At 74.0% G+C, this 20,022-nt stretch carries 21 protein-coding genes; 9 read left to right on the top strand and 12 right to left on the bottom strand.

The window, feature by feature from the left end; genetic code table 11:
• Nucleotides 1–55: 55 nt before the first annotated feature.
• The 3 genes from MHY29_RS02765 to MHY29_RS02755 all read left to right on the top strand — a co-directional run bounded on the left by MHY29_RS02765 (nucleotide 56) and on the right by MHY29_RS02755 (nucleotide 2,724).
• Nucleotides 56–862, top strand: a complete 807-nt coding sequence (locus MHY29_RS02765) for an alpha/beta fold hydrolase (protein WP_239238163.1) — start codon at nucleotides 56–58, stop codon at nucleotides 860–862.
• Between the two features lie 104 nt (nucleotides 863–966).
• Nucleotides 967–1,698, top strand: coding sequence for a cyclopropane-fatty-acyl-phospholipid synthase family protein (locus MHY29_RS02760; RefSeq protein ID WP_239238162.1), 732 nt, complete (start codon nucleotides 967–969; stop codon nucleotides 1,696–1,698).
• 114 nt (nucleotides 1,699–1,812) lie between these two features.
• Nucleotides 1,813–2,724: a 3-hydroxyacyl-CoA dehydrogenase gene (locus MHY29_RS02755; protein ID WP_239238161.1), complete on the top strand. Its 912-nt coding sequence runs from the start codon at nucleotides 1,813–1,815 to the stop codon at nucleotides 2,722–2,724.
• A 90-nt stretch (nucleotides 2,725–2,814) separates the two neighbouring features.
• Here MHY29_RS02755 and MHY29_RS02750 read toward each other — a convergent pair whose 3' ends face one another.
• The 7 genes from MHY29_RS02750 to MHY29_RS02720 form a co-directional block, all read right to left on the bottom strand.
• Complete coding sequence (locus MHY29_RS02750) at nucleotides 2,815–3,303, bottom strand: pilus assembly protein TadG-related protein (RefSeq protein ID WP_239238160.1); 489 nt, start codon at nucleotides 3,301–3,303, stop codon at nucleotides 2,815–2,817.
• Nucleotides 3,303–3,773: a hypothetical protein gene (locus MHY29_RS02745; protein ID WP_239238159.1), complete on the bottom strand. Its 471-nt coding sequence runs from the start codon at nucleotides 3,771–3,773 to the stop codon at nucleotides 3,303–3,305. The genes MHY29_RS02750 and MHY29_RS02745 overlap by 1 nt, the downstream gene beginning before the upstream one ends.
• The gene (locus tag MHY29_RS02740; RefSeq protein WP_224355285.1) at nucleotides 3,757–4,176 is read right to left on the bottom strand and encodes a TadE/TadG family type IV pilus assembly protein; all 420 of its coding nucleotides are present in this window, start codon (nucleotides 4,174–4,176) and stop codon (nucleotides 3,757–3,759) included. Before MHY29_RS02740 ends, MHY29_RS02745 begins: the two co-directional genes overlap by 17 nt.
• 12 nt (nucleotides 4,177–4,188) lie before the next feature.
• Nucleotides 4,189–4,398, bottom strand: a complete 210-nt coding sequence (locus MHY29_RS02735) for a hypothetical protein (RefSeq protein ID WP_224355286.1) — start codon at nucleotides 4,396–4,398, stop codon at nucleotides 4,189–4,191.
• A 101-nt stretch (nucleotides 4,399–4,499) separates the two neighbouring features.
• Nucleotides 4,500–5,441 (bottom strand): type II secretion system F family protein, encoded by a 942-nt coding sequence (locus tag MHY29_RS02730; protein ID WP_239238158.1) that lies wholly within the window; start codon nucleotides 5,439–5,441, stop codon nucleotides 4,500–4,502.
• Nucleotides 5,438–6,295, bottom strand: a complete 858-nt coding sequence (locus MHY29_RS02725) for a type II secretion system F family protein (RefSeq protein ID WP_239238157.1) — start codon at nucleotides 6,293–6,295, stop codon at nucleotides 5,438–5,440. Before MHY29_RS02725 ends, MHY29_RS02730 begins: the two co-directional genes overlap by 4 nt.
• Nucleotides 6,295–7,521: a CpaF family protein gene (locus tag MHY29_RS02720; protein WP_239238156.1), complete on the bottom strand. Its 1,227-nt coding sequence runs from the start codon at nucleotides 7,519–7,521 to the stop codon at nucleotides 6,295–6,297. The genes MHY29_RS02725 and MHY29_RS02720 overlap by 1 nt, the downstream gene beginning before the upstream one ends.
• Before the next feature lie 228 nt (nucleotides 7,522–7,749).
• Between MHY29_RS02720 and MHY29_RS02715 the strand changes: the two genes are divergently transcribed.
• Together MHY29_RS02715 and MHY29_RS02710 are read left to right on the top strand one after the other, a co-directional pair.
• Complete coding sequence (locus tag MHY29_RS02715) at nucleotides 7,750–10,842, top strand: FtsK/SpoIIIE domain-containing protein (protein ID WP_239238155.1); 3,093 nt, start codon at nucleotides 7,750–7,752, stop codon at nucleotides 10,840–10,842.
• Nucleotides 10,839–11,453, top strand: coding sequence for a dienelactone hydrolase family protein (locus MHY29_RS02710; protein ID WP_370643427.1), 615 nt, complete (start codon nucleotides 10,839–10,841; stop codon nucleotides 11,451–11,453). Before MHY29_RS02715 ends, MHY29_RS02710 begins: the two co-directional genes overlap by 4 nt.
• Nucleotides 11,454–11,498: 45 nt before the next feature.
• On the opposite strand, the gene MHY29_RS02705 is transcribed toward MHY29_RS02710, so the two are convergent.
• Nucleotides 11,499–12,950 carry an MFS transporter gene (locus MHY29_RS02705; RefSeq protein WP_239238153.1) on the bottom strand — a complete coding sequence of 484 codons (1,452 nt, stop codon included), beginning with the start codon at nucleotides 12,948–12,950 and terminating at the stop codon, nucleotides 11,499–11,501.
• Between the two features lie 117 nt (nucleotides 12,951–13,067).
• Between MHY29_RS02705 and MHY29_RS02700 the strand changes: the two genes are divergently transcribed.
• Nucleotides 13,068–13,703 (top strand): DUF805 domain-containing protein, encoded by a 636-nt coding sequence (locus tag MHY29_RS02700; protein ID WP_224355293.1) that lies wholly within the window; start codon nucleotides 13,068–13,070, stop codon nucleotides 13,701–13,703.
• A 33-nt stretch (nucleotides 13,704–13,736) separates the two neighbouring features.
• Here the strand turns inward: MHY29_RS02700 and MHY29_RS02695 are convergent, their stop codons facing one another.
• Nucleotides 13,737–14,315, bottom strand: a complete 579-nt coding sequence (locus MHY29_RS02695; protein WP_224355294.1) for an LURP-one-related/scramblase family protein — start codon at nucleotides 14,313–14,315, stop codon at nucleotides 13,737–13,739.
• A gap of 135 nt (nucleotides 14,316–14,450) precedes the next feature.
• Between MHY29_RS02695 and MHY29_RS02690 the strand changes: the two genes are divergently transcribed.
• Genes MHY29_RS02690 through MHY29_RS02680 form a run of 3 tightly spaced genes read left to right on the top strand, consistent with a single transcriptional unit; the run spans nucleotide 14,451 to nucleotide 16,835 of the window.
• Nucleotides 14,451–15,638: an LLM class flavin-dependent oxidoreductase gene (locus MHY29_RS02690; RefSeq protein ID WP_239238152.1), complete on the top strand. Its 1,188-nt coding sequence runs from the start codon at nucleotides 14,451–14,453 to the stop codon at nucleotides 15,636–15,638.
• Nucleotides 15,635–16,324, top strand: a complete 690-nt coding sequence (locus MHY29_RS02685) for a CE1759 family FMN reductase (protein ID WP_239238151.1) — start codon at nucleotides 15,635–15,637, stop codon at nucleotides 16,322–16,324. The genes MHY29_RS02690 and MHY29_RS02685 overlap by 4 nt, the downstream gene beginning before the upstream one ends.
• Nucleotides 16,296–16,835 carry a MarR family winged helix-turn-helix transcriptional regulator gene (locus tag MHY29_RS02680; protein WP_239238150.1) on the top strand — a complete coding sequence of 180 codons (540 nt, stop codon included), beginning with the start codon at nucleotides 16,296–16,298 and terminating at the stop codon, nucleotides 16,833–16,835. The genes MHY29_RS02685 and MHY29_RS02680 overlap by 29 nt, the downstream gene beginning before the upstream one ends.
• 107 nt (nucleotides 16,836–16,942) lie before the next feature.
• Here MHY29_RS02680 and MHY29_RS02675 read toward each other — a convergent pair whose 3' ends face one another.
• The 3 genes from MHY29_RS02675 to priA all read right to left on the bottom strand — a co-directional run bounded on the left by MHY29_RS02675 (nucleotide 16,943) and on the right by priA (nucleotide 19,982).
• Entirely contained in the window at nucleotides 16,943–18,088 is a 1,146-nt protein-coding gene (locus tag MHY29_RS02675) for a trypsin-like serine protease (protein WP_239238149.1), read from the bottom strand.
• A 119-nt stretch (nucleotides 18,089–18,207) separates the two neighbouring features.
• Nucleotides 18,208–19,200 carry an SseB family protein gene (locus MHY29_RS02670; RefSeq protein ID WP_239238148.1) on the bottom strand — a complete coding sequence of 331 codons (993 nt, stop codon included), beginning with the start codon at nucleotides 19,198–19,200 and terminating at the stop codon, nucleotides 18,208–18,210.
• Nucleotides 19,197–19,982 (bottom strand): bifunctional 1-(5-phosphoribosyl)-5-((5-phosphoribosylamino)methylideneamino)imidazole-4-carboxamide isomerase/phosphoribosylanthranilate isomerase PriA, encoded by a 786-nt coding sequence (gene priA / locus MHY29_RS02665; protein ID WP_239238147.1) that lies wholly within the window; start codon nucleotides 19,980–19,982, stop codon nucleotides 19,197–19,199. The genes MHY29_RS02670 and priA overlap by 4 nt, the downstream gene beginning before the upstream one ends.
• Nucleotides 19,983–20,022: the final 40 nt, after the last annotated feature.

Genomic DNA, 20,022 nt, shown 5'->3' with positions numbered 1-20,022 from the left:
GACGGCCGTCGACGGAGCCATCCGCGGGATCGCGGGCCGGCGGTAGCATCGGCCGATGTCACAGCCCTCCCCTCACCTCGTGCGCCGCGGCTCCGGCGCCCCGCTGGTCCTCGTCCACGGCATGGGCGTGGACCACCGCCTCCTCCTCCCCCTCGACGCCGCCCTGAAGGCTGCCGGCGGCTGGGAGCGCGTCTACGTGGACCTGCCCGGCTTCGGCGGCACCCCCGCCCTGCCCGCCCCCGGCGGACTGCCGGAGCTGGCGGACTGGCTGGACGGCGTCGTCGGGGAGATCGCGGGCGAGGACCGGTTCGCGCTGCTGGGCAACTCCCTGGGCGGGCTGCTGGTGCGCGAGGTGGTGGCGCGCCGCCCCGGGCAGGTCGCGGGCCTGGCGATGATCGCCCCCGTGGTGGACCCGGACCCGGAGCGCCGGGACGTGCCCGAGCGCGTGGTCCTGGAGAAGGACGAGGCCCTGCTCGCCGAGCTGGACGAGGACGACGCCGCGCCGTTCCTCGAGATGGCCGTGATCCAGACGCGGCCGGTGTGGGAGGGTTTCCGCGAGCACGTGCTGCCCGGCGTGCTCGCGGTGGACGAGGACGCGGTGGACCGGCTCGAGGACCGCTACGCCCTCGACGGCCCGCTGCCGGAGGAGCGGTTCGGCGAGTTCGACCGCCCCACGCTGATCGTCACCGGCCGCCAGGACGACAAGGTGGGATGGAGGGACCAGCTCGCCCTGGCCGAGCACTTCCCGCGCCTGACCCTGGCCATGCTGGACCGCACCGGCCACAACGCGCACCTGGACCAGGAGGCCGCCGTCGGCGCGATGGTGCGGAACTGGGCGGAGGACGCCGCGCGGGAGCTGTGAGGACCCCGGCGGTCGGCCCGTGCCGGCCGGGATCCGGGGAATGATCGCCACCCCGGGTGCGCTGTCGGGGGCGAACCACTGACGTCCCCGAACATCGGAGCACCATGAGCGATCAGCACTCCCCCGGCCACGAGCATCGCCACGGCGGGGCGGTCCCGCAGATCGACCCGGGCATGGATCCGCGCGAGTTCTGGGAGAACCGGTACGGCGGGGAGCAGGTGTGGTCGGGGAAGGTGAACGCGACCACGGCTGCGCTGGTGGCCGGCCTGGACCTGCCGGACGGCCCCGGCCGCGCCCTGGACCTCGGCTGCGGCGAGGGCGGCGACGTGGTGCACCTGGCCGAGGCAGGCTGGCACGCCACGGGCGTGGACATCTCCGAGGCAGCGGTGGCCCGCGGCCGGGAGGCGGCCGCGGCGCGGGGCGTGGCCGAGCGGACGCGGCTCCTGGCAGCCGACCTCACGGACACCTCCGCGGACTGGGGCGCCCGTGACGACGCCACCGCCGGCTACGACCTGGTCACCGGCTCCTTCTTCCAGTCCCCCGTGGCCCTGGACCGCGCGCGGATCCTGCGGCACGCCGCGTCCCTGGTGGCGCCGGGCGGGCACGTCGTGCTCGTCTCCCACGCGACGCCGCCGAGCTGGGCTCCGCCTGAGATGGCCGCACGTGGGGACTTCCCCACCCCCGCCGGAGACCTGGAGGCCCTGGGCATCATGACCGAGGGTGACGAGGACTGGGAGGTCCTCGTGGCCGAGGTGCGCGGCCGCGAGGCGACCGGTCCGAACGGCGAGGCCGGGCACCTGGACGACGGCGTCGTCGTCGTGCGCCGACAGCGCTGAAGGACGGGGCCGACGGCGGGCCGCCAGGGGGTCCGGCCGGCAGCGCCCGAGAGTAGGCTGACAGATAGCGGGACGACCCGTCCCGGGAACCGACTCCGACGGATTGGACTGATCGTGACGACGATTCAGAAGGTGACCGTGTTCGGCACCGGCGTGCTCGGCTCGCAGATCATCATGCAGGCCGCCTACCACGGCAAGGACGTCACCGCGTACGACGTCGACGACGAGGCGCTGGCCCAGCTGCCGGCCCGCTGGGAGTGGATGCGCGGGTACTACCAGCGCGACCTGCTCGACTTCGACGCGGAGCGCTTCGACAAGGCGGTCTCCTCGATCCGCACGACCACGGACATCGCGGACGCGGTGACGGACGCGGACGTTGTGATCGAGTCGATCCCGGAGAACCTCGAGCTGAAGAAGTCCGTGTGGGCGAAGATCGGCGAGGCCGTGCCGGAGCGCACCGTGCTGCTGACCAACACCTCCTCCCTGCTGCCGAGCTCCTTCGCGGACTCCACGGGCCACCCGGAGCGGTTCCTGGCGCTGCACTTCGCGAACCTGGTGTGGAAGAACAACACCGGTGAGGTCATGGCCACGGCGAAGACCGCGCCGGAGCACTTCGACGCGGTCCTCGCGTTCGCCGGCGAGATCGGCCTGGTCCCGGTGCCGGTGCGGAAGGAGGTCCCGGGCTATGTGCTGAACTCGCTGCTGATCCCGTGGCTGGACGCGGGCGCGAAGCTGTACCAGGGCGGGGTGTCCGACCCGGAGGACATCGACAACGTCTGGAAGATCGCGACGGGCGCCCCGAAGGGCCCGTTCGAGGTGTACGACGTCGTGGGCTTCAACGTGGCCTACAACATCTCCCGCGTCTCGGCCGATCCGCTGAAGAAGGCGTTCGCGGAGGAGACCCTGAAGAAGGGCATGGACGCCGGGACCACCGGCCTCGGCGTGGGCGAGGGCTTCTACCGCTACGACAAGGACGGCAACAACCTGGGCGCCGTCGAGTCCTGGAAGCAGGAGAACCGCGGCTGAACCCAGCCGACGGAGCCGGGTGATCTACCCGGCATGACGAGGGCGGGGTGCCGGACGGCGCCCCGCCCTCTCGCGTCCCGGGTGGGAGGGTCAGCGGGTGAGGACGGTGCGGGAGCTGCCTTCGGCGCTGACGAGGACGGAGGCCGGGATCAGGTTGGCCAGCCAGCCGGCGCCGGACGGCACCAGGGTCACCTGCGCCCGGGCCCGGACGACGACGGTGGCGCCGTCACCGGCGACCTGGGCCGAGACGGACTCCAGACCGGGGACGGACTCGCGTGCGCCGACCGCGTCGAGGTGCTCGTTGACGGAGGCCTGGACGGAGCCGGGCTCAAGGACCACCCGTGGGTCGGCGTCGAGCTGGAAGGCGAGCTGCTCTGCCCCGGCGAGGGCCGCCCCGTCCGCCAGGGACTGGACCTTGCGGGCCTGGATGAGCACGAGCGTGGCGGAGAGGATCACGAGTAGGAGCCCCACCACGATCGCGCTCAGGCCGAGCGTCAGGACGGTGATCTCGCCGCGCTCGTGGGCACCGTGGCGTCGGTCGGGGCGGCGCTGGGGGCGGCTGCGATGGCGGCGCGTCATCAGAACCTCGGCATCCGGGCGCGGGAGTGGGAGTCGACCGTGGCGATGTCGACGCTCACCCATCCGTCGGGAAGGAGTGGCGGGTCGAGGCTGATCGCGACGGTGACGTCCACGACCTCGCCGGGCTCCAGGGTGCCGCAGCCGCCCACGTCGCACGCCACGGACCATTCGGCATCGGCGGCGTCGAAGCCGTAGTCGGCCAGCGTGAGCGGGATCGTGCCCTCTGCCTGCCCCGGGTTCCCGCCCTCCCCGGAGACCATGACGCGCGCCGCCTGGTCGGCGGACGCGAGGGCGCCGAAGGCCGCCGCCTGCACCTGGGAGACGAAGAGCATCAGGTAGGCCAGCGGGATGAGCAGGATCAGGGACAGGCCCAGGAACTCGACCGTGGCCGAGCCGGCGTCGTCCGCGAGGTCGGTGCTCCTCCACGGAGCGTGCGTGGGGCTGTGGCGGGCGTCAGTAGCGGAAGGCATGGCCGTGCACCTCGATGGGGACGGGACCGGGCAGGAACCCCAGCCCGGGCAGACTGCTGGTGATGGTCACCCGGACCACCGGCACCCCGCCCACGGTGGTGGGCTCCGACCGCACCTGGGCGCCGGACTGGCCGGGAACGGAGGCGGAGAGGACGTCGCGCGCCCGCGCCGCGCCCTCCGCGGGGTCACGGTCCGCGAGCGCCCCGTAGCGGGCGCCGGCGGAGGCGGCGTCGATCATCACGTTGCGGACGTGCACGATGATGCCCACCTGGAGGACGGCGGCGAACAACAGGACGAGCAGGGCGGTGACCATGGCGTTCTCCGCCACGACGGAGCCGCGGTCGCCCGCCCGGCGGTCGGGGCCCGGTCGGCCCTGGACCGCCGGGCGGGCTGCGGGTTCCATCGGTGCGCTCACTCAGCCGGCGGCGTTGTTCACCTGGGTGATGGCCTGGTCGAACATGGCCTTCAGCGCGGGCATCGCGAGTCCGAGCAGGGCCACGACGAGCGCCGCGGACATCAGGGTGATCATGACCCAGCCGGGGACGTCGCCGCGCTCGTCGCGGGCGTCGTCGTGCAGCAGGGACGTCAGGGCGGAGACGACGGTCAGGTAGGCGTTGGTGAGCATGGTTTCCCTCCTGGGGTGCGGTGCCCCGTGGCACCGCGCGAAGTGATGGGTGGGGGTCGTCGGGACGGGTGGACTATTCAGTTGTGGGTCTGTGGGCGCCGTCAGAAGCTCAGGCGCAGGAGTGCGAGGCCGGGGAAGATCGCGAACACCACCGTGAGGGGCAGGATCCCGAACACGAGCGGGACCATCATCTGGATCTCCTTGCGTCCCGCGGACTCCATCAGCTCGCGGCGGCCGAGCTCGCGCACGTCCTGGGCCTGTGCGCGCAGCACGTCCGCCAGCGGGGTGCCCCGGTCCAGGGCGATCAGGATGCCGCCGATGAACCGCTCCACCGGTTCCTGCTGCACCCGCCGGCCCATGGCCTTCAGGGCGGAGGACAACGACGCGCCCGCGCGCACGTCGGCCAGGGTGCGGTCGAACTCCCCCGCCATCTCGCCGAGGGCAGAGCGCACGATGCGCTCCATGGCGCCGGTGGCGCTCTCCCCGGCGCCGACGGACAGCGCGAACAACTCGGCCACGGAGGGGAACTCGGTGAGGATCGCCGTCCTGCGACGCGCGACCGCCCAGGTGAGCATCTGGTCCCGCAGCACGTAGCCGGACAGCCCCGCGGCGACGACCAGGGCGACGCCGGAGACGACCGGGACCGCCCCCGCCAGCGTGAGCAGGACGGAGAGGACCGTGCCGGCCGCGGTCGCGATGACCGCGCACAGGACCTGCTGGGCGCGGAAGTCCATGACGGAGAGCTCGGAGCCGGCGGCCTGCAGCTTCAGCGTGAGGCTCTCCCCCGCGGGGCTCAACCGCTGGAGCCCGCGCGTCGCCCCCGCCAGGGAGGGGCCCAGGAGCCTGCCCCACGTCCCCCAGGGGGTCGACGTCGCCCGTCCGTCGGCCAGCAGCCGTGACGCGGGCACATGATGGCGCAGCTGCGGCTCGATGCGCTCCTCCAGGGAGGGACGCCACCCCCACGGCTGGGCCATGACGATCAGCCAGACGCCGACCGCCATGACCAGCCCGAGCGCGATCCCCCACAGCAGGCCGCCGCTCATGCGAACACCCTCTTCTCCTGCGGAAGCGCGCCGATCCGGAGCATGATCCGGTAGCACAGCGCCGACACCACGAGTCCGGCCAGGAGCAGCGCGCCGCCGGCGACGCTCTGGTAGGCGGTCACGGCCAGCGGCTGGGTGCCGAGCAGGAGCAGGACGATCCAGGGGGCGCAGACGGCCAGGCGGGCGGCGTTGACGGTCCACGACTGCCGCGCCTCGAGCTCCGCCCGGGTACGGGCGTCCTGACGGAGGAACTCGGAGAGCGACTGCAGGAGCAGTCCGATGTCCGCGCCGCCGACCTCCCGGGTCAGGCGCAGCGAGGCGACGAGCCGGTCCGCCACGGGATCCGCCATGCGCGTCTTCAGCCGTTCCAGGGCGTCCAGGAAGCGTGCTCCGGACCGGTAGTCACGGGCGAACTCGCGGAACGGCGCCCGTAGGCCCTCCGGCCCCGTCTCGCCGAGCTGTGTGAGGGCCTCGGGCAGCGTCAGCCCCGCCCGGACGGCGGAGCGGACATGGTCCACCGCGTCCGGCCAGAGGTCGCGCAGCGCCCTGGTGCGGCGATTCGCCTGCCAGGTCAGAAGTGCCCAGGGCAGGGCCGCCCCGAACAGGCCGAAGCAGGCGGCGATGGTCCAGGTCCGCGTGACCGCCAGGACGATGAGAGCGGCGACCACGCACCCCGCGGCCATCGCCCCCACGACGCCGGCGGGGGTCAGCCGCTCGATGCCCGACCGGGCGATGAGCTCGGCCAGCCGGCCCGGGCCGCGAGGCTCCTCCGCGGAGACGACGGGCTCGGACCACAGAGACCACCACATGAGGAAGAGTCCGGCTCCGAGTCCGAGCCCGAGAACGGCGCCCATCAGCGCACCTCCACGAGATCGCGCGGATCGAGCCCGCGGCGGGCGAACGCCTCGAACTCCAGGTCCGCCGAGGGGTTCAGCACGAGGTCCCCGTGCGCGTCGCGGCGGAACAGCGTGGAGGTCTCGATGACGCCGCCCTCCACACGGGAGCCCACGGTCAGGATCTCCCGGACCCGCCGGCGACCCTCCCGGTCCCGCTCGCAGTGGACGACGACGTCGATGCAGGTGGCGACCGTGGGCACCACGAAGTTCCGCGAGATGTTCTCCCCCGCCAGCAGGGGCAGCGTGCACAGCTTCGTGAGCGCGTCGGACGCGGAGTTGGCGTGGATGGTGCACATGCCCGCCAGACCCGAGTTCAGGGCCACGAGCATGTCCAGCGCCTCCGCCTCGCGGACCTCCCCCACGATCAGGCGGTCCGGGCGCATCCGCAGGGCCTCCTTCACCAGCCGGCGCAGCGGGATCTCACCGGTGCCCTCGAGGTTCGGCTGGCGGCACTGGAGCCCGACGACGTCGCGCACGGGGATCTGCAGCTCGAAGATCTCCTCCACCGTGATGACCCGCTCACGCGCCCCGATCGAGGCGGACAGGCAGTTCAGCATGGTCGTCTTCCCCGCCTGGGTGGCGCCGGAGACCAGGATGTTCATGCCCGCGTCCACCGCGGCGTCGAGGAAGCGGGCGGCCGGCGTCGTCAGCGACCCGGAGCGGACCAGGTCGTCGAGCCGGTGTGCCCGGCTGATGAACTTGCGGATGTTCACGGCCCAGTGGCGCCGGGTGATGTCGGGGATCGCCACGTGGAGGCGGGAGCCGTCCGGCAGCGAGGCGTCCACGAACGGCATGGACAGATCCAGTCGGCGGCCCGAGGACTTCAGCATGAGCTCGACGAGGTCGCGTACCTGTTCCTCGGACAGCACGATCCCGGTCAGCTCGGACCGCCCGGCGCGGGCGCAGTAGACCTGGTCCGGGGCGTTGAGCCAGATCTCCTCCACGGTCGGGTCGTCCATGAGCCGCTGCAAGGGCCCGAGGCCTGCGATCCGGTCGAAGAGCTCCTGCCGGGCCGCCTCGGGATCCTCCAGGGGCGGGAGGGAGCTGACCAGGGAGCGCGACTCGTAGTCGAGGGTGGCCTCCGCGATCATGGTGCGGATCCGATGTCCCTCCACACGGGGATCGACCCCTCTGCGGCGGACCAGCTCCCGGAGCTCGTCCTCCAGCATGCGCACGGCATCCATGCAGCCTCCTGTGACCGTCTCGGCGCCATCCCCAGCGCCTCTCACTGCTGGACACGACAGTACAACGGCATCGCCTCTGCCCAGTCCATGCCCAGCGTTCCTGTGGAGAACGTGGTCGCGGGGGGACATGGAGAGGTTTTCCACAGGCTCGTCGCGCGGGAGGCACCCTCTGGCAGGGTCTGTCCTGTGCGCCGCCCAGGAGGGCGGCCGGAGAGGAGGGAGGAGGCGATGACCTGGCGCGTGCGCGTCCTCGGCCTGCCCGTCGAGCAGGACTGGGCCGTCTCGGAGCTCCCCCTCGACGTGGACGGGCAGGACCGCGTCGTCGCCGAGCACTTCGCGCCGCTGCGGGTCGAGCGCGCCCGTGGCGGCGGAACGACCCTCACCTACGTCGCGCATCCCTCGGGGACGTCCCCCGTCCCGGCAGCGGGCTCGGGACCCGAGCTGGCGGTCGGCACTTCCGCCGGCCCCGACGCCGGCCGGCTGGTGCCGCTGACGGCGGCAGGCCTCACGGTGGGACGCGGACGCAGTCGGATGCTCCTGGACGACCCGCAGTGCCCCTCGCGGCCGGTCCGCCTCGCCCTCGGCCCGTCCGGGGTGAGCGTCGACGACGGGCGCACGCGTCGGACGTGGGACGGCCTCGACGGACTGCCGATCGGCGACTCCATCCTGCGTCTCGTGCGCGGCCGACAGCGTCCTCTCCCGCCGGCGCTCACCCCACCGCCGGCGCAGATCGACCTCGGGGCCGCACCTGCCGAGCAGTCGCTGCTCGTGTCCCTGGCGATGGCCGTGGGCCCCGTGCTGATCGGGCTGGTCCTCGCCGTCACCACCCGCAGCCCCCTGTTCCTGCTGTTCGGGATCGTCTCCCTCCTGGGGGTCGGCGTGCTGCTCGGCGTGCAGCGGCGGACCCGACGACGCCACGCTGATCTCCTCCGCGAACGGGCCCTGGACGTGGTGCGTCGCCGGGTGGCAGCCGTGTCCGGGCCCGCCGACGTCTCGGCCGCGTGCCGCGCGAAGGCGGAGGACCGCTTCGGGCTGGTGAGCGCCCGGCCGGGGGACGGCCCCGCCCTCCTCTGGGGGCGGGCCCGCGGATCCGTCGCCTTCACCCGCGGTGACGTCGCCGACCACTGGCGCAGCGCGGCGTGCGTGGACCAGCCGGTTCTGGGGGTCGCGGCCGCGGACCGCGGCACGGTCCTCTGCGGCACTGGCCGGCCCGCGCAGGCGGCCGCCCGCTGGACGCTGTTCCAGCTCCTGCGGCACGCGGTGGCGACGGGGTCCTCCCTCGTGGTGCGGAGCCCGGACGGCGCCCGTGTGTGGTGGCCGGCCGTGCCGGGCGCGCCCACGATCGCCCTCGAGCTCGAGGACACCGCACCCCTGGCCGGGGCCTGGGAGGTGTGGACGGCCTCCCTCGGCGCGGAGATGTCGGAGACGCGGCGGCACGGCTGCGCGGACGAGGTGCTCGTCCGCTGCACCGGCACGCCCCCGGCGGACCTGGACGCGGACGTGGTGGACCTGGATGCGCGCCAGGCGACGCTTCCGGGGCAGGGCCTGGAGCTGACGGACCTCACGCCCCTGGGGATCAGTGCAGACACCCTGCAGTGGTGGCTGGCGGAGCTGGCCGACGACGTCGCGCATCTCGGGCTGGGCGGACCCCCGGCCTCGGCACCTCCGCTCCGCCGGCCACACGACGTCGGCGCGCACCGGGCCGTCCGCAACCTCGCCGTCCCCCTGACGTCCTCCTCCGCGGGCGACGCCGCCCCGATGGTCCTCGACCTGGCGGCGGACGGTCCCCATGCGCTCATCGCGGGGACCACGGGGTCGGGCAAGTCCGATCTGCTCCTGTCGGTCCTCGCCGGACTGGCGGCCCGCCACGCGCCCGCCGAAGTCTCCTTCGTCCTGCTCGACTTCAAGGGCGGCGCGTCCTTCGGACCCCTGCGTCGCCTGCCGCACACCATGAGCGTGGAGACGAACCACGTGGGCGCCGCCTCCCTGCGCGCCCTGCAGGCGATCGGCGCCGAGCTCCGCCGCCGCGAGGCCCTCTTCGCCGAGGCACGGGTCGCGGACTACCCCGCCTTCCGGGCGGCGCACCCGGACACCGCGCTGCCCCGCCTCGTCGTGGCCGTGGACGAGCTGCGCGTGCTCGTGGACGAGCATCCGGACGCGAACGCCGTGCTGCAGCGGCTGGCGGCCACCGGTCGGTCCCTGGGGTTCCACCTGCTGCTGGCCACCCAGCGCCCCGGTGGCGCGGTCTCTGCCGACGTCCGGTCCAACCTGGGCACCACCATCGCCCTGCGGACGGCCACCGAGCAGGAGTCGTGGGACCTGGTCGGCTCCGCCGCCGCCGCCCGGATCGACCCGGCGGCACCGGGGACGGCGCTGCTGGCGCGGGGAACCGGCGCCCCCGTCCCCTTCCGCGCCTCGCCCTGGTCCGCGGGTCCCGTCCGCCCCCGGTGGACCCCCTGGGGTGTGCCGGTCGCGGCCGCGGCCCCGGGCACCGACTGGCCGTCCGTCGTGGAGGACCTCGTCCAGGCCTGCCGCGACCGTGACCTCCCGATCCCGGAACCGGTGGTCTCCCCTCCCCTGCCCGGGTCCTTCGCACCGGACCGCTCCCGGCGCCGGTCTGCGGACGTGCTCGCGCTGGTCGACGACGCCGCCCGGGCCCGGCACGTGCCGTGGCGGTGGCCCCTGGGGGCCCAGGGAAACGGCGCCTGGATCGTGGAGCCGGCCGGCGGCCGAGCCCTGGTCCTCGCCGCCGTCCTGGAGGCCGCCGGGCGCACGTCCCCGGCCGTCCTGATCCTGGACGGGAGCGGCGAATGCGCCGCGGCCCTGCCGACCGTGGCGGACGCCCTGCCGGACCTCGCCGACGTCACGCTCCTGACACCGGAGGCCCAGCCGGCGGACGTGGGGGAACAGGTGTGCGGCGCCGTCGCCGACCTCGCCGCGGTGGGCGGCACCCTGGTCATCACCGGCTGGCAGTCCTGGGCGGGGGTGCGCGTGGGCGAGACCTACCGCACCCTCGACGAGGAGCTCCACCGGCTCCTCGGCACGCAGGCGGCCCGCGGGCTCCGGGTGGCCGCCGTCGGAGGTCGGGAGCTGGTCACCGCGCGCATCGCCCCGCACCTGCCCCACCGCTTCTACGTGCCCGCCGGCACCACCCCCGACCATCGACTCGTGTGGCCGCCCAAGCTGGTCGAGGTGGAGCAGCTCCCCGGGCGCGCGGTCCACGTGCACCCGGGCGGCCCGACCGTCGGCGTCCCTGCCCAGCTCGCCTTCCCCGCGCACTGCGCCGCCGGTGCAGGGACCGACTCCGACGCCCAGCAGTGATCCGGCCCACGCCGCACTACCCTGTCCCCATGGCGCAGATCATCCTCTTCCACCACGCCCGCGGCCTCACCGAGGGCGTGCTCGCCCTCGCCGAGCAGATCGAGCAGGCCTCCGGCCATCGCGTGCACACCCCCGACCTGTTCGGCGGCGCCGTGCTCCCCACCGTGGAGGACGGACTCGCCCACCTCCAGCAGATCGGCCAGGACGAGGTCATGACCCGGGCCATGCGCGCCTGCGCCGAGCACAAGGAGGCGTCCGTCGTCGCCGGGATCAGCATGGGCGTCATGCCGGCCTGGAAGGCCGCACAGACCGCCCCCGGCTTCCGCGCCTGCATCGCCATGTCCAGCGCCCTGCCGCTGGACGCCTACGCCCGCCTCTGGCAGCCCCACACCTCCCTGCAGATCCACCTCGCCGCCCAGGACCCCTGGGTGAGGGACGAGGACCTCCCCCTGGCCCGCACCTACGCCGCCACCGCCGAGCACCCCGACCGGCCCGCCGACCTCTTCGAGTACGAGACCGCCTCGCACCTGTTCATGGACTCCTCCACGGACCAGTACGACGCCCGGCACACCGAGGTCATGGTCGAGCGCATCCGCGAGCTGCTCGCCTGAGCGTCCCACTCCCCCGGGCACGGCCGCCGGCCGGGCCGGCGCCGCTCAGCCCCGCGCGGGCGAGCGGCGCCGCCGCGCCGCCGTGAGGATCGCCGCGGCTCCGATCATCACCACGGCGGCGCCCGCCGCCCCCACGTAGCCGGCACCCGGGCCCACGCCGTCGATCACGAGGCCCACCACCGGCGCACCCAGCGCCGAACCCGCCGTCATCGCCGAGCCGTAGTAGCCCATCGCCTCCCCGCGGCGCTCCTCCGAGACCAGCAGGGAGATCCGCGAGGACGCCGCCGCCAACGTCGGCGCCGTCAGCAGCCCCGACGGCACCGACGCCCACGCCAGCGCCCACAGCCCGTCCACGAACGCCATGGGCGCCACCGCGAGCGCGAACAGCGCCCCCAACAGGTAGGGGTGCACCTGCCGGCCCCACGCCCCGTAGAAGAGACCGCCGAGCGCTGAGGCCCCGCACCAGAACGCGTAGACCACGCCCACCGACGCCTCCTGCCCGGCGTGCTCCAGCTCCGCGACCATGGTCACCTCCGTGCCCACCAGTGCGATGCCCGCGGCCATCGCCACCACCAGTACGCCCAGGACCTCCGGGGTCACCCAGCCGAAGTGCCGCACCCGCCACAGCCGCCACCGCTCGTCGCGGGTGAGGCCGACGGTCGACCGGCCGTCGTCATGCCGCCCCGCCCGGGGCGCCGGTGAGACCGGCCCGGAGCCGTCCGCGGCGATCACCGGGAGGGACCCGGTGACGATCGGCACCGCCTCCGTGACCACCGGCAGGGCGCCCGTCGCGAGGTCCGCGGCGGCCACGGTCGCCCGCACCGGCGCGGTGTGCACCGCCTGGCTCAGCGCCTGCTCCCGGTCCTCCTCCTCCGTGAAGGGGTCGCCCGCGGAGGGGCCGTCGGCCGCCAGCTGCGTGGAGCGCGTCGGCGGGTTGAACCACATGAGCAGCGCCCCAGACAGCGCCCCGGACAGGCCGACGACGGTCAGGCCGAGCGCGGTGGACCCCGTGGCGGCGATGACGGCCCCCAGCGCCGGGCCGACCATGAACACGAGCTCGGTGATGATCGAGTCCAGGGTGAACGCCGTCTGGCGGTCCGCGCCGTGCGTGAGCACGCCCAGCCCCTGCCGCACCACGGAGAAGATCGGCACCGCGAACAGGCCGCCGAAGAACACCGCCACCAGCAGGAAGCCGAACGGCAGCCACGGCACCACCGGCCAGATGACGGCCTCCGCGACCACCGAGGGCAGCAGCGCGCGCCGCAGCCCGTCCCGGTCGATCGCCCGGCCGCGCCACGGCGAGCCGCACGCGATGCCCAGGGTCATGGCCGCCGCCGCCAGCCCGGCCTGGCCGTAGCCCAGCCCCAGGGTCACCGCCACATGCAGCGTCAGGATGACGCCGGCCGCCGTGTGCGGGAACCTCGCGATGAACCCCACTGCCAGCAGGTTCCGGATGCGCGGGTCCTGCAGCAGTCGTCCATAAGCTCTGAAGTCCACCCGAGCATGCTAGTCGTCCCCCGCGCCCGGTACGACGGCCGTCTCGCCTAGACTGGAGGGCGGCGGACGGGACCGCCGGGGGCACCCCCTGGGGCCGCCGCACCGACGGAGGAGACCATGACCCAGCCCCACGACCCCAGCCAGAACCCCTACGGCCAGCAGCCCGCCGCCGGACAGCCTCCCTACGGCCAGGCCCCGTCGGGCCAGTCGCAGTACGGCCAGGCCGACTACGGCCAGACCCAGTACGGCCAGACCCAGTACGGCGCCCCCTCCCCGGGCTACGGATACGGGTACCAGCCGGGCGTGCCCTTCCCGGAGGACCCCCGAGTCGCCCCCGCCCCGGGCGTCGGCCCCGTGGAGGCCGTGAAGCGCTTCTACACCCGCTACGCGCTGTTCTACGGGCGCGCGAGCCGCTCCGAGTTCTGGTGGGTGCAGCTGTACCTGGTGCTGGTGAGCCTGGTGCTGACGGCCCTGATGTTCGCCGTCCTGGTGCCCGCGGGCGCGTTCTCGAACACCACCACCGAGCTCAGCGAGGCGGGCGCGGTCGGCGTCCTCGCCATCACCGGCCTGTTCCTGGTGTTCGTGCTGGCGCACCTGGTGCCGTCCATCGCGCTGCAGGTGCGCCGCCTGCACGACGCCGGCTTCTCCGGCTTCTGGTTCTTCATCGGCCTCGTCCCCTACGTGGGCGAGCTGGTGCTGCTGGTGTTGTCCGTGCTGCCGTCGAAGCCGGAGGGCGCCCGCTTCGACCGCTGAGCCTCACCCACGCTCTCCCCGGGGCGCCCGCCGTCAGTCGTTGCGGCGGGCGTCCTTCGCGCGCAGGAGGTCGAGGGCGATCGCGGTGCCGAGCACCGCGCACCGCACCACCGGCGGCATGGCCGGGTCCAGCTCCAGGCGGTACCGCGAGCGCCCCAAGAGCGCATTGCCGAAGCCGGACCACTGGGAGACGGCGCGGGCGATCGGCACCTCGCCGGCGATCATGCGGTAGTCGTGGTCGAAGAGGTCGCCCTCCACGCGGAACACGGTGCCGTCCACGACCTCCACGGAGACGGCCGTGCGGAAGAACGCGACCTCCCGGCGGAGGTTGGCCAGGGGCAGGCCGGCGGGGTCGAGCACCTGGAAGCGGTCGCGGCCGAAGGTCGCCGGGTCCTGCAGCTCGAACAGCGGGCGCCCGTCGTCGCCGTCGCAGACCAGCAGGCGGCGGCTGCCCATGAGCATGCGGCTCAGGCCGCCGCCCTGCGTCTGGACGGTGGCCACCACCTCGCCGTCGGGCCCGAGCACCTGCATGTCGTTGGACAGGAACGAGGTGACCTGCTGGAGGGCGAGGCTGTTCACGAGGGCCAGGCGGCCGGCGTCGAAGGTCGTCATGTCCCCAGTCTGCCCGGCCCCGGAACCCGGATGGAATATCCTGCGCCGGCCCCCCGTTGGCCTGTATAGTTCACTTTTGAAAAAAGACGACGACGCCGCTCCGGCGCCCGCCGCCTGCGACGAGAGGAGCACGCCGTGCAGCTCGGCATCTTCACCATCGGCGACATCACCGCCGATCCCACCACCGGCACCACCCCCACCGAGCACCAGCGCATCAAGGACACCGTCAAGATCGCGCGCCACGCCGAGCAGGCCGGCTTCGACGTGTTCGCCACCGGCCAGCACCACAACCCGCCCTTCGTGGCCCCGGGCAACCCGCCCACGCTGCTGTCCCACCTGGCCGCGGTGACCGAGACGATGACCCTGTCCACCGCCACCACCCTGATCACCACCATGGATCCCGTGCGCCTGGCCGAGGACTACTCCTACCTCCAGCACCTGGCCGACGGCCGCGTGGACCTCACCCTCGGCCGCGGCAACACCGGCCCCGTCTACCCCTGGTTCGGCAAGGACATCCGCCAGGGCGTGAACCTCGCCGTGGAGAACTACAACCTCCTCTACCGGCTGTGGCACGAGGAGACCGTCGACTGGTCCGGCCAGTTCCGCACGCCCCTGCAGGACTTCACCCTGACCCCTCAGCCGCTCGACGGCGTCGCCCCCTTCGTGTGGCACGGCTCCATCCGCTCCCCCGAGATCGCGGAGCAGGCCGCCTACTACGGCGACGGCTTCTTCCACAACAACATCTTCTGGAACAAGGAGCACATCATCCGGATGGTGCGCCTGTACCGGCAGCGGTTCGAGCACTACGGCCACGGCAAGGCCCACCAGGCCTACGTGGGCCTCGGCGGCCAGGCCTACATGGCCAAGAACTCGCAGGACGCCGTCAAGGAGTTCCGCCCGTACTTCGACAACGCCCCCGTCTACGGCCACGGCCCGTCCCTCGAGGACTTCACCTCCATGACCCCGCTGACCGTGGGCTCCCCGCAGCAGGTCATCGAGCGCACCCTCTCCTTCCGCGACTGGGTGGGCGACTACCAGCGCCAGATGTTCCTCATCGACCACGCCGGCCTGCCCACGGACACCGTGCTCAAGCAGATCGACCTCTTCGGCGAGGAGGTGCTGCCCGTGCTCCGCGAGGAGTTCGCCGCCCTCAAGCCGGACGACGTCCCCGAGGCCCCCACCCACGAGTTCCTCGTGGAGCGCGCCCGCCGCGGCGAGGCCCCCGTCCCCGGCGGCAGGGAGGGCTCCCCCGCCCACGCCGCCCGCGAGGCCGCCCGCGCCAAGCAGGCCGAGCAGCAGAAGAAGAAGGAGGACGCCCGATGAGCACCTCGGCCTTCGAGTCCACCGACCCGTTCACCCCCGGCGCCCGGCACATCGCCGTCGTCTCCGGCGGCATCGGCGACCCCTCCCAGACCCGGAAGCTGGCCGACCGCCTCGCCCGGGCGAGCGCGGACGCCCTGTCCGCGGCCGGCGTGGTCCCGGAGATCCACGTGGTCTCCCTCCGCGAGCTGGCCACGGACCTCGGCGCCGGGATGGTCACCACGGCCAGGTCGCCCGCCCTGCTGGACGCCGTCGCGCAGGTGGAGCACACCGACGCCGTGATCGCCGTGTCCCCGACGTTCAAGGCCTCCTACTCCGGCCTCTTCAAGTCCTTCGTGGACCTGATCGACGACGAGGCGCTCGTGGGCGTGCCCGTGCTGCTCGGCGCCACCGGCGGCACCGCCCGCCACTCGCTCATGATCGACCAGGCGATGCGCCCCCTGTTCGCCTACCTGAAGGCGCGGATCGTCCCGACGGCCGTGTTCGCCGCCTCCGACGACTGGGGCCGAGCCGACGGGCAGAACGACTCCACGCGCACCACCCCGCTGGACGCCCGCATCCGCGCCGCCGGGGAGGACCTCGCCGAGGTCCTCCGCCACCGCCCCGCGCGCGTGCGCCCCGCCGCGGACGCCACCGACGACGACCTGGAGGTGATCCCCTTTGACCAGCTCCTCCACCCCGGCCGCTGAGCCCACGGGCCCCCGTGCCGCCAGGCACGCCTGGCGCGCGTACTTCGAGTCCACACAGATGCTGCAGGACCAGCTTGAGCGCGGCCTCAAGGCGGAGTGCGGCATCACGCTGGCCGACTACAACCTGCTCCTGCTGCTCGTGGAGTCCGACGGGGGGCGCCTCCGTCTCGGGGAGCTCGCCAGCCGCATGGTGTTCTCCCCGTCCCGCGTCACCTACCAGGTGAAGTCCCTCGTGGCCCGCGGCCTGATCGAGCGCCGCCGCGTGGAGTGCGACCGCCGCGGCTTCGAGGCCGTCCTCACCGACGCCGGCCGCACCGCGTTCCGCCGCGCCGCCGTGGTCCACGCCCGTCAGGTCGACGAGCTCTTCCTGGGCCTGCTCCAACCGGGCGAGGCCGAGGTCCTCGGCCGGGTGTTCACCCGAGTGGGCACCGCGCTGGAGTCCCGCTGCGCCGGACGCGCGGCACCGTCCGAGCCGTGCGGGGCTCAGGCCTCGAACAGCGCGGTCGCCTGAACCGGCGCCTCCGCCCGGACGCCGAAGGGCCCCCGACCTGTGCTGGACAGGTCGGGGGCCCTTCGGCGTCCGCGCCGGCCGCGGGGTCGGCGGGGCGGGGAGCCGGGTCAGTTCACCGGGACGCCGCCCAGGGTGACGGTGGCGTCGGTCGGCTGACCGGCCGCATCCTTCAGCTGGACCTCGATGTGGCCGCCGGCCGGGACCTGAGCCGGGGTGTTGATCCAGGTCATCGGCTGGCCGTCGGAGTGCAGGTGCAGATGGCCGATCTGCTTGCCGGCGGCGTCGTAGGCCGTGACGGCCATGTAGCTGAAGCCGCCGGTCTTCGTGGTGGCCTGCACGCGGGTGCGGAAGTCGATGCCGTCCTCGGGGGCGACCTTCAGCGTGGTGGTGCCGGCCGTCGCGGTCTCCGCGGACACGCCGTGCTTGCCGAGGGTCGGGGCCGGGGCGGCCTTCTTCTCGGCGGCCGGAGCCTTCGCGGCGGGGGCCTTCTTCTCGGCGGCCGGAGCCTTCGCGGCGGGGGCCGTGGGGGCCTTGAGGGTGACGCCGTGCTTGCCGACGGTCGGGGCCGGGGCGGTCGCCTTCGCCGGGGCGGCCGCGACGGCCTTCAGGGACTCGGCCGGCACCATGATGGTGGACAGGCTCGCGGCGTCGCAGCCCACGGCCCGGCCCTCCTCGTCGAAGGACACCGGGGCCAGGCCCGAGACCACGCCCACGACGCGCTGCTTCGCGTCGTACACGGCGCCGCCGGAGTCGCCCGGGCGGGTGGTGGCGGCGTCCAGGGAGACCTGGTCGGTGTACACGTCACCGCAGGTCTCGGCGATGTCGTAGGTCTCGGGGTCGCTGATCGAGTTCGGGGAGCCCAGGGGCACCGAGGAGCCCTGGGTGTAGACGGTCTCACCCGGCTTGACCGAGGCGGCCGGCCGCGTGGACCAGTCGCCCACCACGTCCACGTCCTCGTCGAGCGCGATCTTCACGACGTCCACGCCGGTGGAGCCGGGCAGCGCGGAGACGGAGCCGATCCGGGCGCCGTCCGCGGCGTGCACCGCCGAGCCGACGGTCCACTGGCCGGCGCCGCAGTGGGCGGCGGTGAAGGCGGTCGTGTCGCTGACGAGGGTGATGGAGCACTCGCCGGCGGGCACGGACAGCGCCGCGCCCTGGGTCAGGGGGGTCGCCGCGAGGGCGGAGCCCGCCCCGGCCACGACAACCGCGCCCAGGGCCGCCGTGGTGGCCCCGGTGAGGGTGGTCTTCTTCATGGATTCGTCCTCTTCCTGGGGGAGGTGTGGCGGCCGGGCGCCCACGCCCGGGCCGTGGACGCGTGCCGCGGGAGCCGTCGTCCTTCGCCCTCTACGGTATACGATGCCCCGGACATCGTTCAGGGGCGTCGGACGGTGATCTCCACCGAGTCCGCGCGTTCCGCGAGCAGGGGCAGGTCCCCCAGCAGCATGGCGAGCGTGGTGGTCATCAGACGGATCCCGGCGGCGTCGGCGTCGCGGGCGGGCATGGCCAGCACCGTGAGCTCCGTGCCGGAGCCGCCGCCGTTCATCACCTCACCGGAGGCGGTCTCCGTGGCCACGCCCGGGCCCGGCGCCAGACCGAGGTTCAGGAGGTTCGGGACGAGGTCCGCGACGCCGGCGATCTCCTCGGCGATCTCCTGGTCCAGGTAGGACGGGGTCCAGGGCTTCTGCTGGGCCAGCGCCCACACGGCGGGTCGCCGGACCGCGTAGGTGTGCTCCGCACCGGCGTCGACGACGACGAGCTCGCACCCCTCGTCCACGGCCGACAGGCACGCGCGGGGCGCCCAGACCGCCACGGGGCGGGCCAGCGGGTTCCACGCGGTGAGCGCAGGCACGGAGGTGAACACCGGCAGGGCCTGGCGGCCGTCCGGGGCGCGCATGGTCACGAGGGCCACGTCCGCGGCCTTGTCACCGTGGGCGGCGTCCTCGTGCTGGGCGTGCTCGTGGACGGAGTGGGCCGCGTGGTCGTGCACGTCCGCCTCGTCGACGGCGAGGGTGGGCACCACCGCGGCGAACACCCGGATGCGGCCCAGCACGTCCACGACCTCGGCCTCGCCCGCGGTGCCCACCGTGAGGGCGTCCATGACGCGGGCCCACTCGGCCGGGGCGGTCCCGTCGTCCTCGTCGAAGATGTGCAGCGGGTTCGCGGACCCCTCGAGGCCGGGCCCGGAGAGGTCGCGCCCGGCCCACGGCACGCCGGCCGTGTCCGCGGTGTTCTCGCGCGCCGTCTTCTGGCGCATCCGCTCCATGGCGGCGCGGATGTGCCCCGGCAGCTCGCGGCCGCCGGGAGCGGGGACCGGGACGGTGGCCTCGGCGTCGTGCGCGGGCTCGCTCGAGGACGCGGAGCTCACGGGGCCGCCTGGAAGGGGTGCTGCTCGCGGGCCCGCTCCACGGTGGCGCCGGCGGCCACCGCGAGCGCCTGCTCCAGGGAGAATCGTCCGGCGTAGAGGGCCTTGCCCATGATCGCGCCCTCGACGCCCTGCGGCACCATGGCGGCGAGCGCGGCGATGTCCTCCAGGGAGGAGATGCCGCCGGAGGCGACGACGGGCTTGTCCGTGGCGGCGCACATCCGGGCCAGGAGCTCCCTGTTCGGGCCCTTGAGCGTGCCGTCCTTGGTCACGTCGGTGACCACGTAGCGGGCGCAGCCGGCCTCCTCGAGGCGGGCGAGGACCTCCCAGAGGTCGCCGCCGTCCTGGGTCCAGCCGCGGGCCGCGAGGGTGGTGCCGCGCACGTCGAGGCCCACGGCGACGCGGTCCCCGAAGCGCTCGATCGCGCGGGCCGTCCAGGCCGGGTCCTCGAGGGCGGCGGTGCCGAGGTTCACGCGCGCGGCGCCCATCGCGAGGGCGTTCTCGAGGGATGCGTCGTCGCGGATGCCGCCGGAGAGCTCGATCTTCACGCCGATCTCGTCGACGACGCGGCGCAGCACGTCGCGGTTGTCCCCGCGGCCGAAGGCGGCGTCCAGGTCTACGAGGTGGATCCACTCGGCGCCGGCGTCCTGCCAGTCGAGGGCGGCCGTCAGCGGGTCGCCGTAGGAGGTGGCGGAGCCGGCCTCGCCCTGGACGAGGCGCACGGCCTGGCCGTCCTGCACGTCCACGGCGGGCAGCAGCTCGAGCGCGGGGGTGGTCTCGGTCATCGGGGTTCCTCTCGGCGGGGGCGGATGGGGAGGTCGAGGG

Source organism: Micrococcus sp. ACRRV, from assembly GCF_022346985.1.
Classification (GTDB): domain Bacteria; phylum Actinomycetota; class Actinomycetes; order Actinomycetales; family Micrococcaceae; genus Micrococcus; species Micrococcus porci.
Note: the sequence above shows the minus strand (reverse complement) of the source record. Positions and strands in the feature narration are given on the sequence as shown.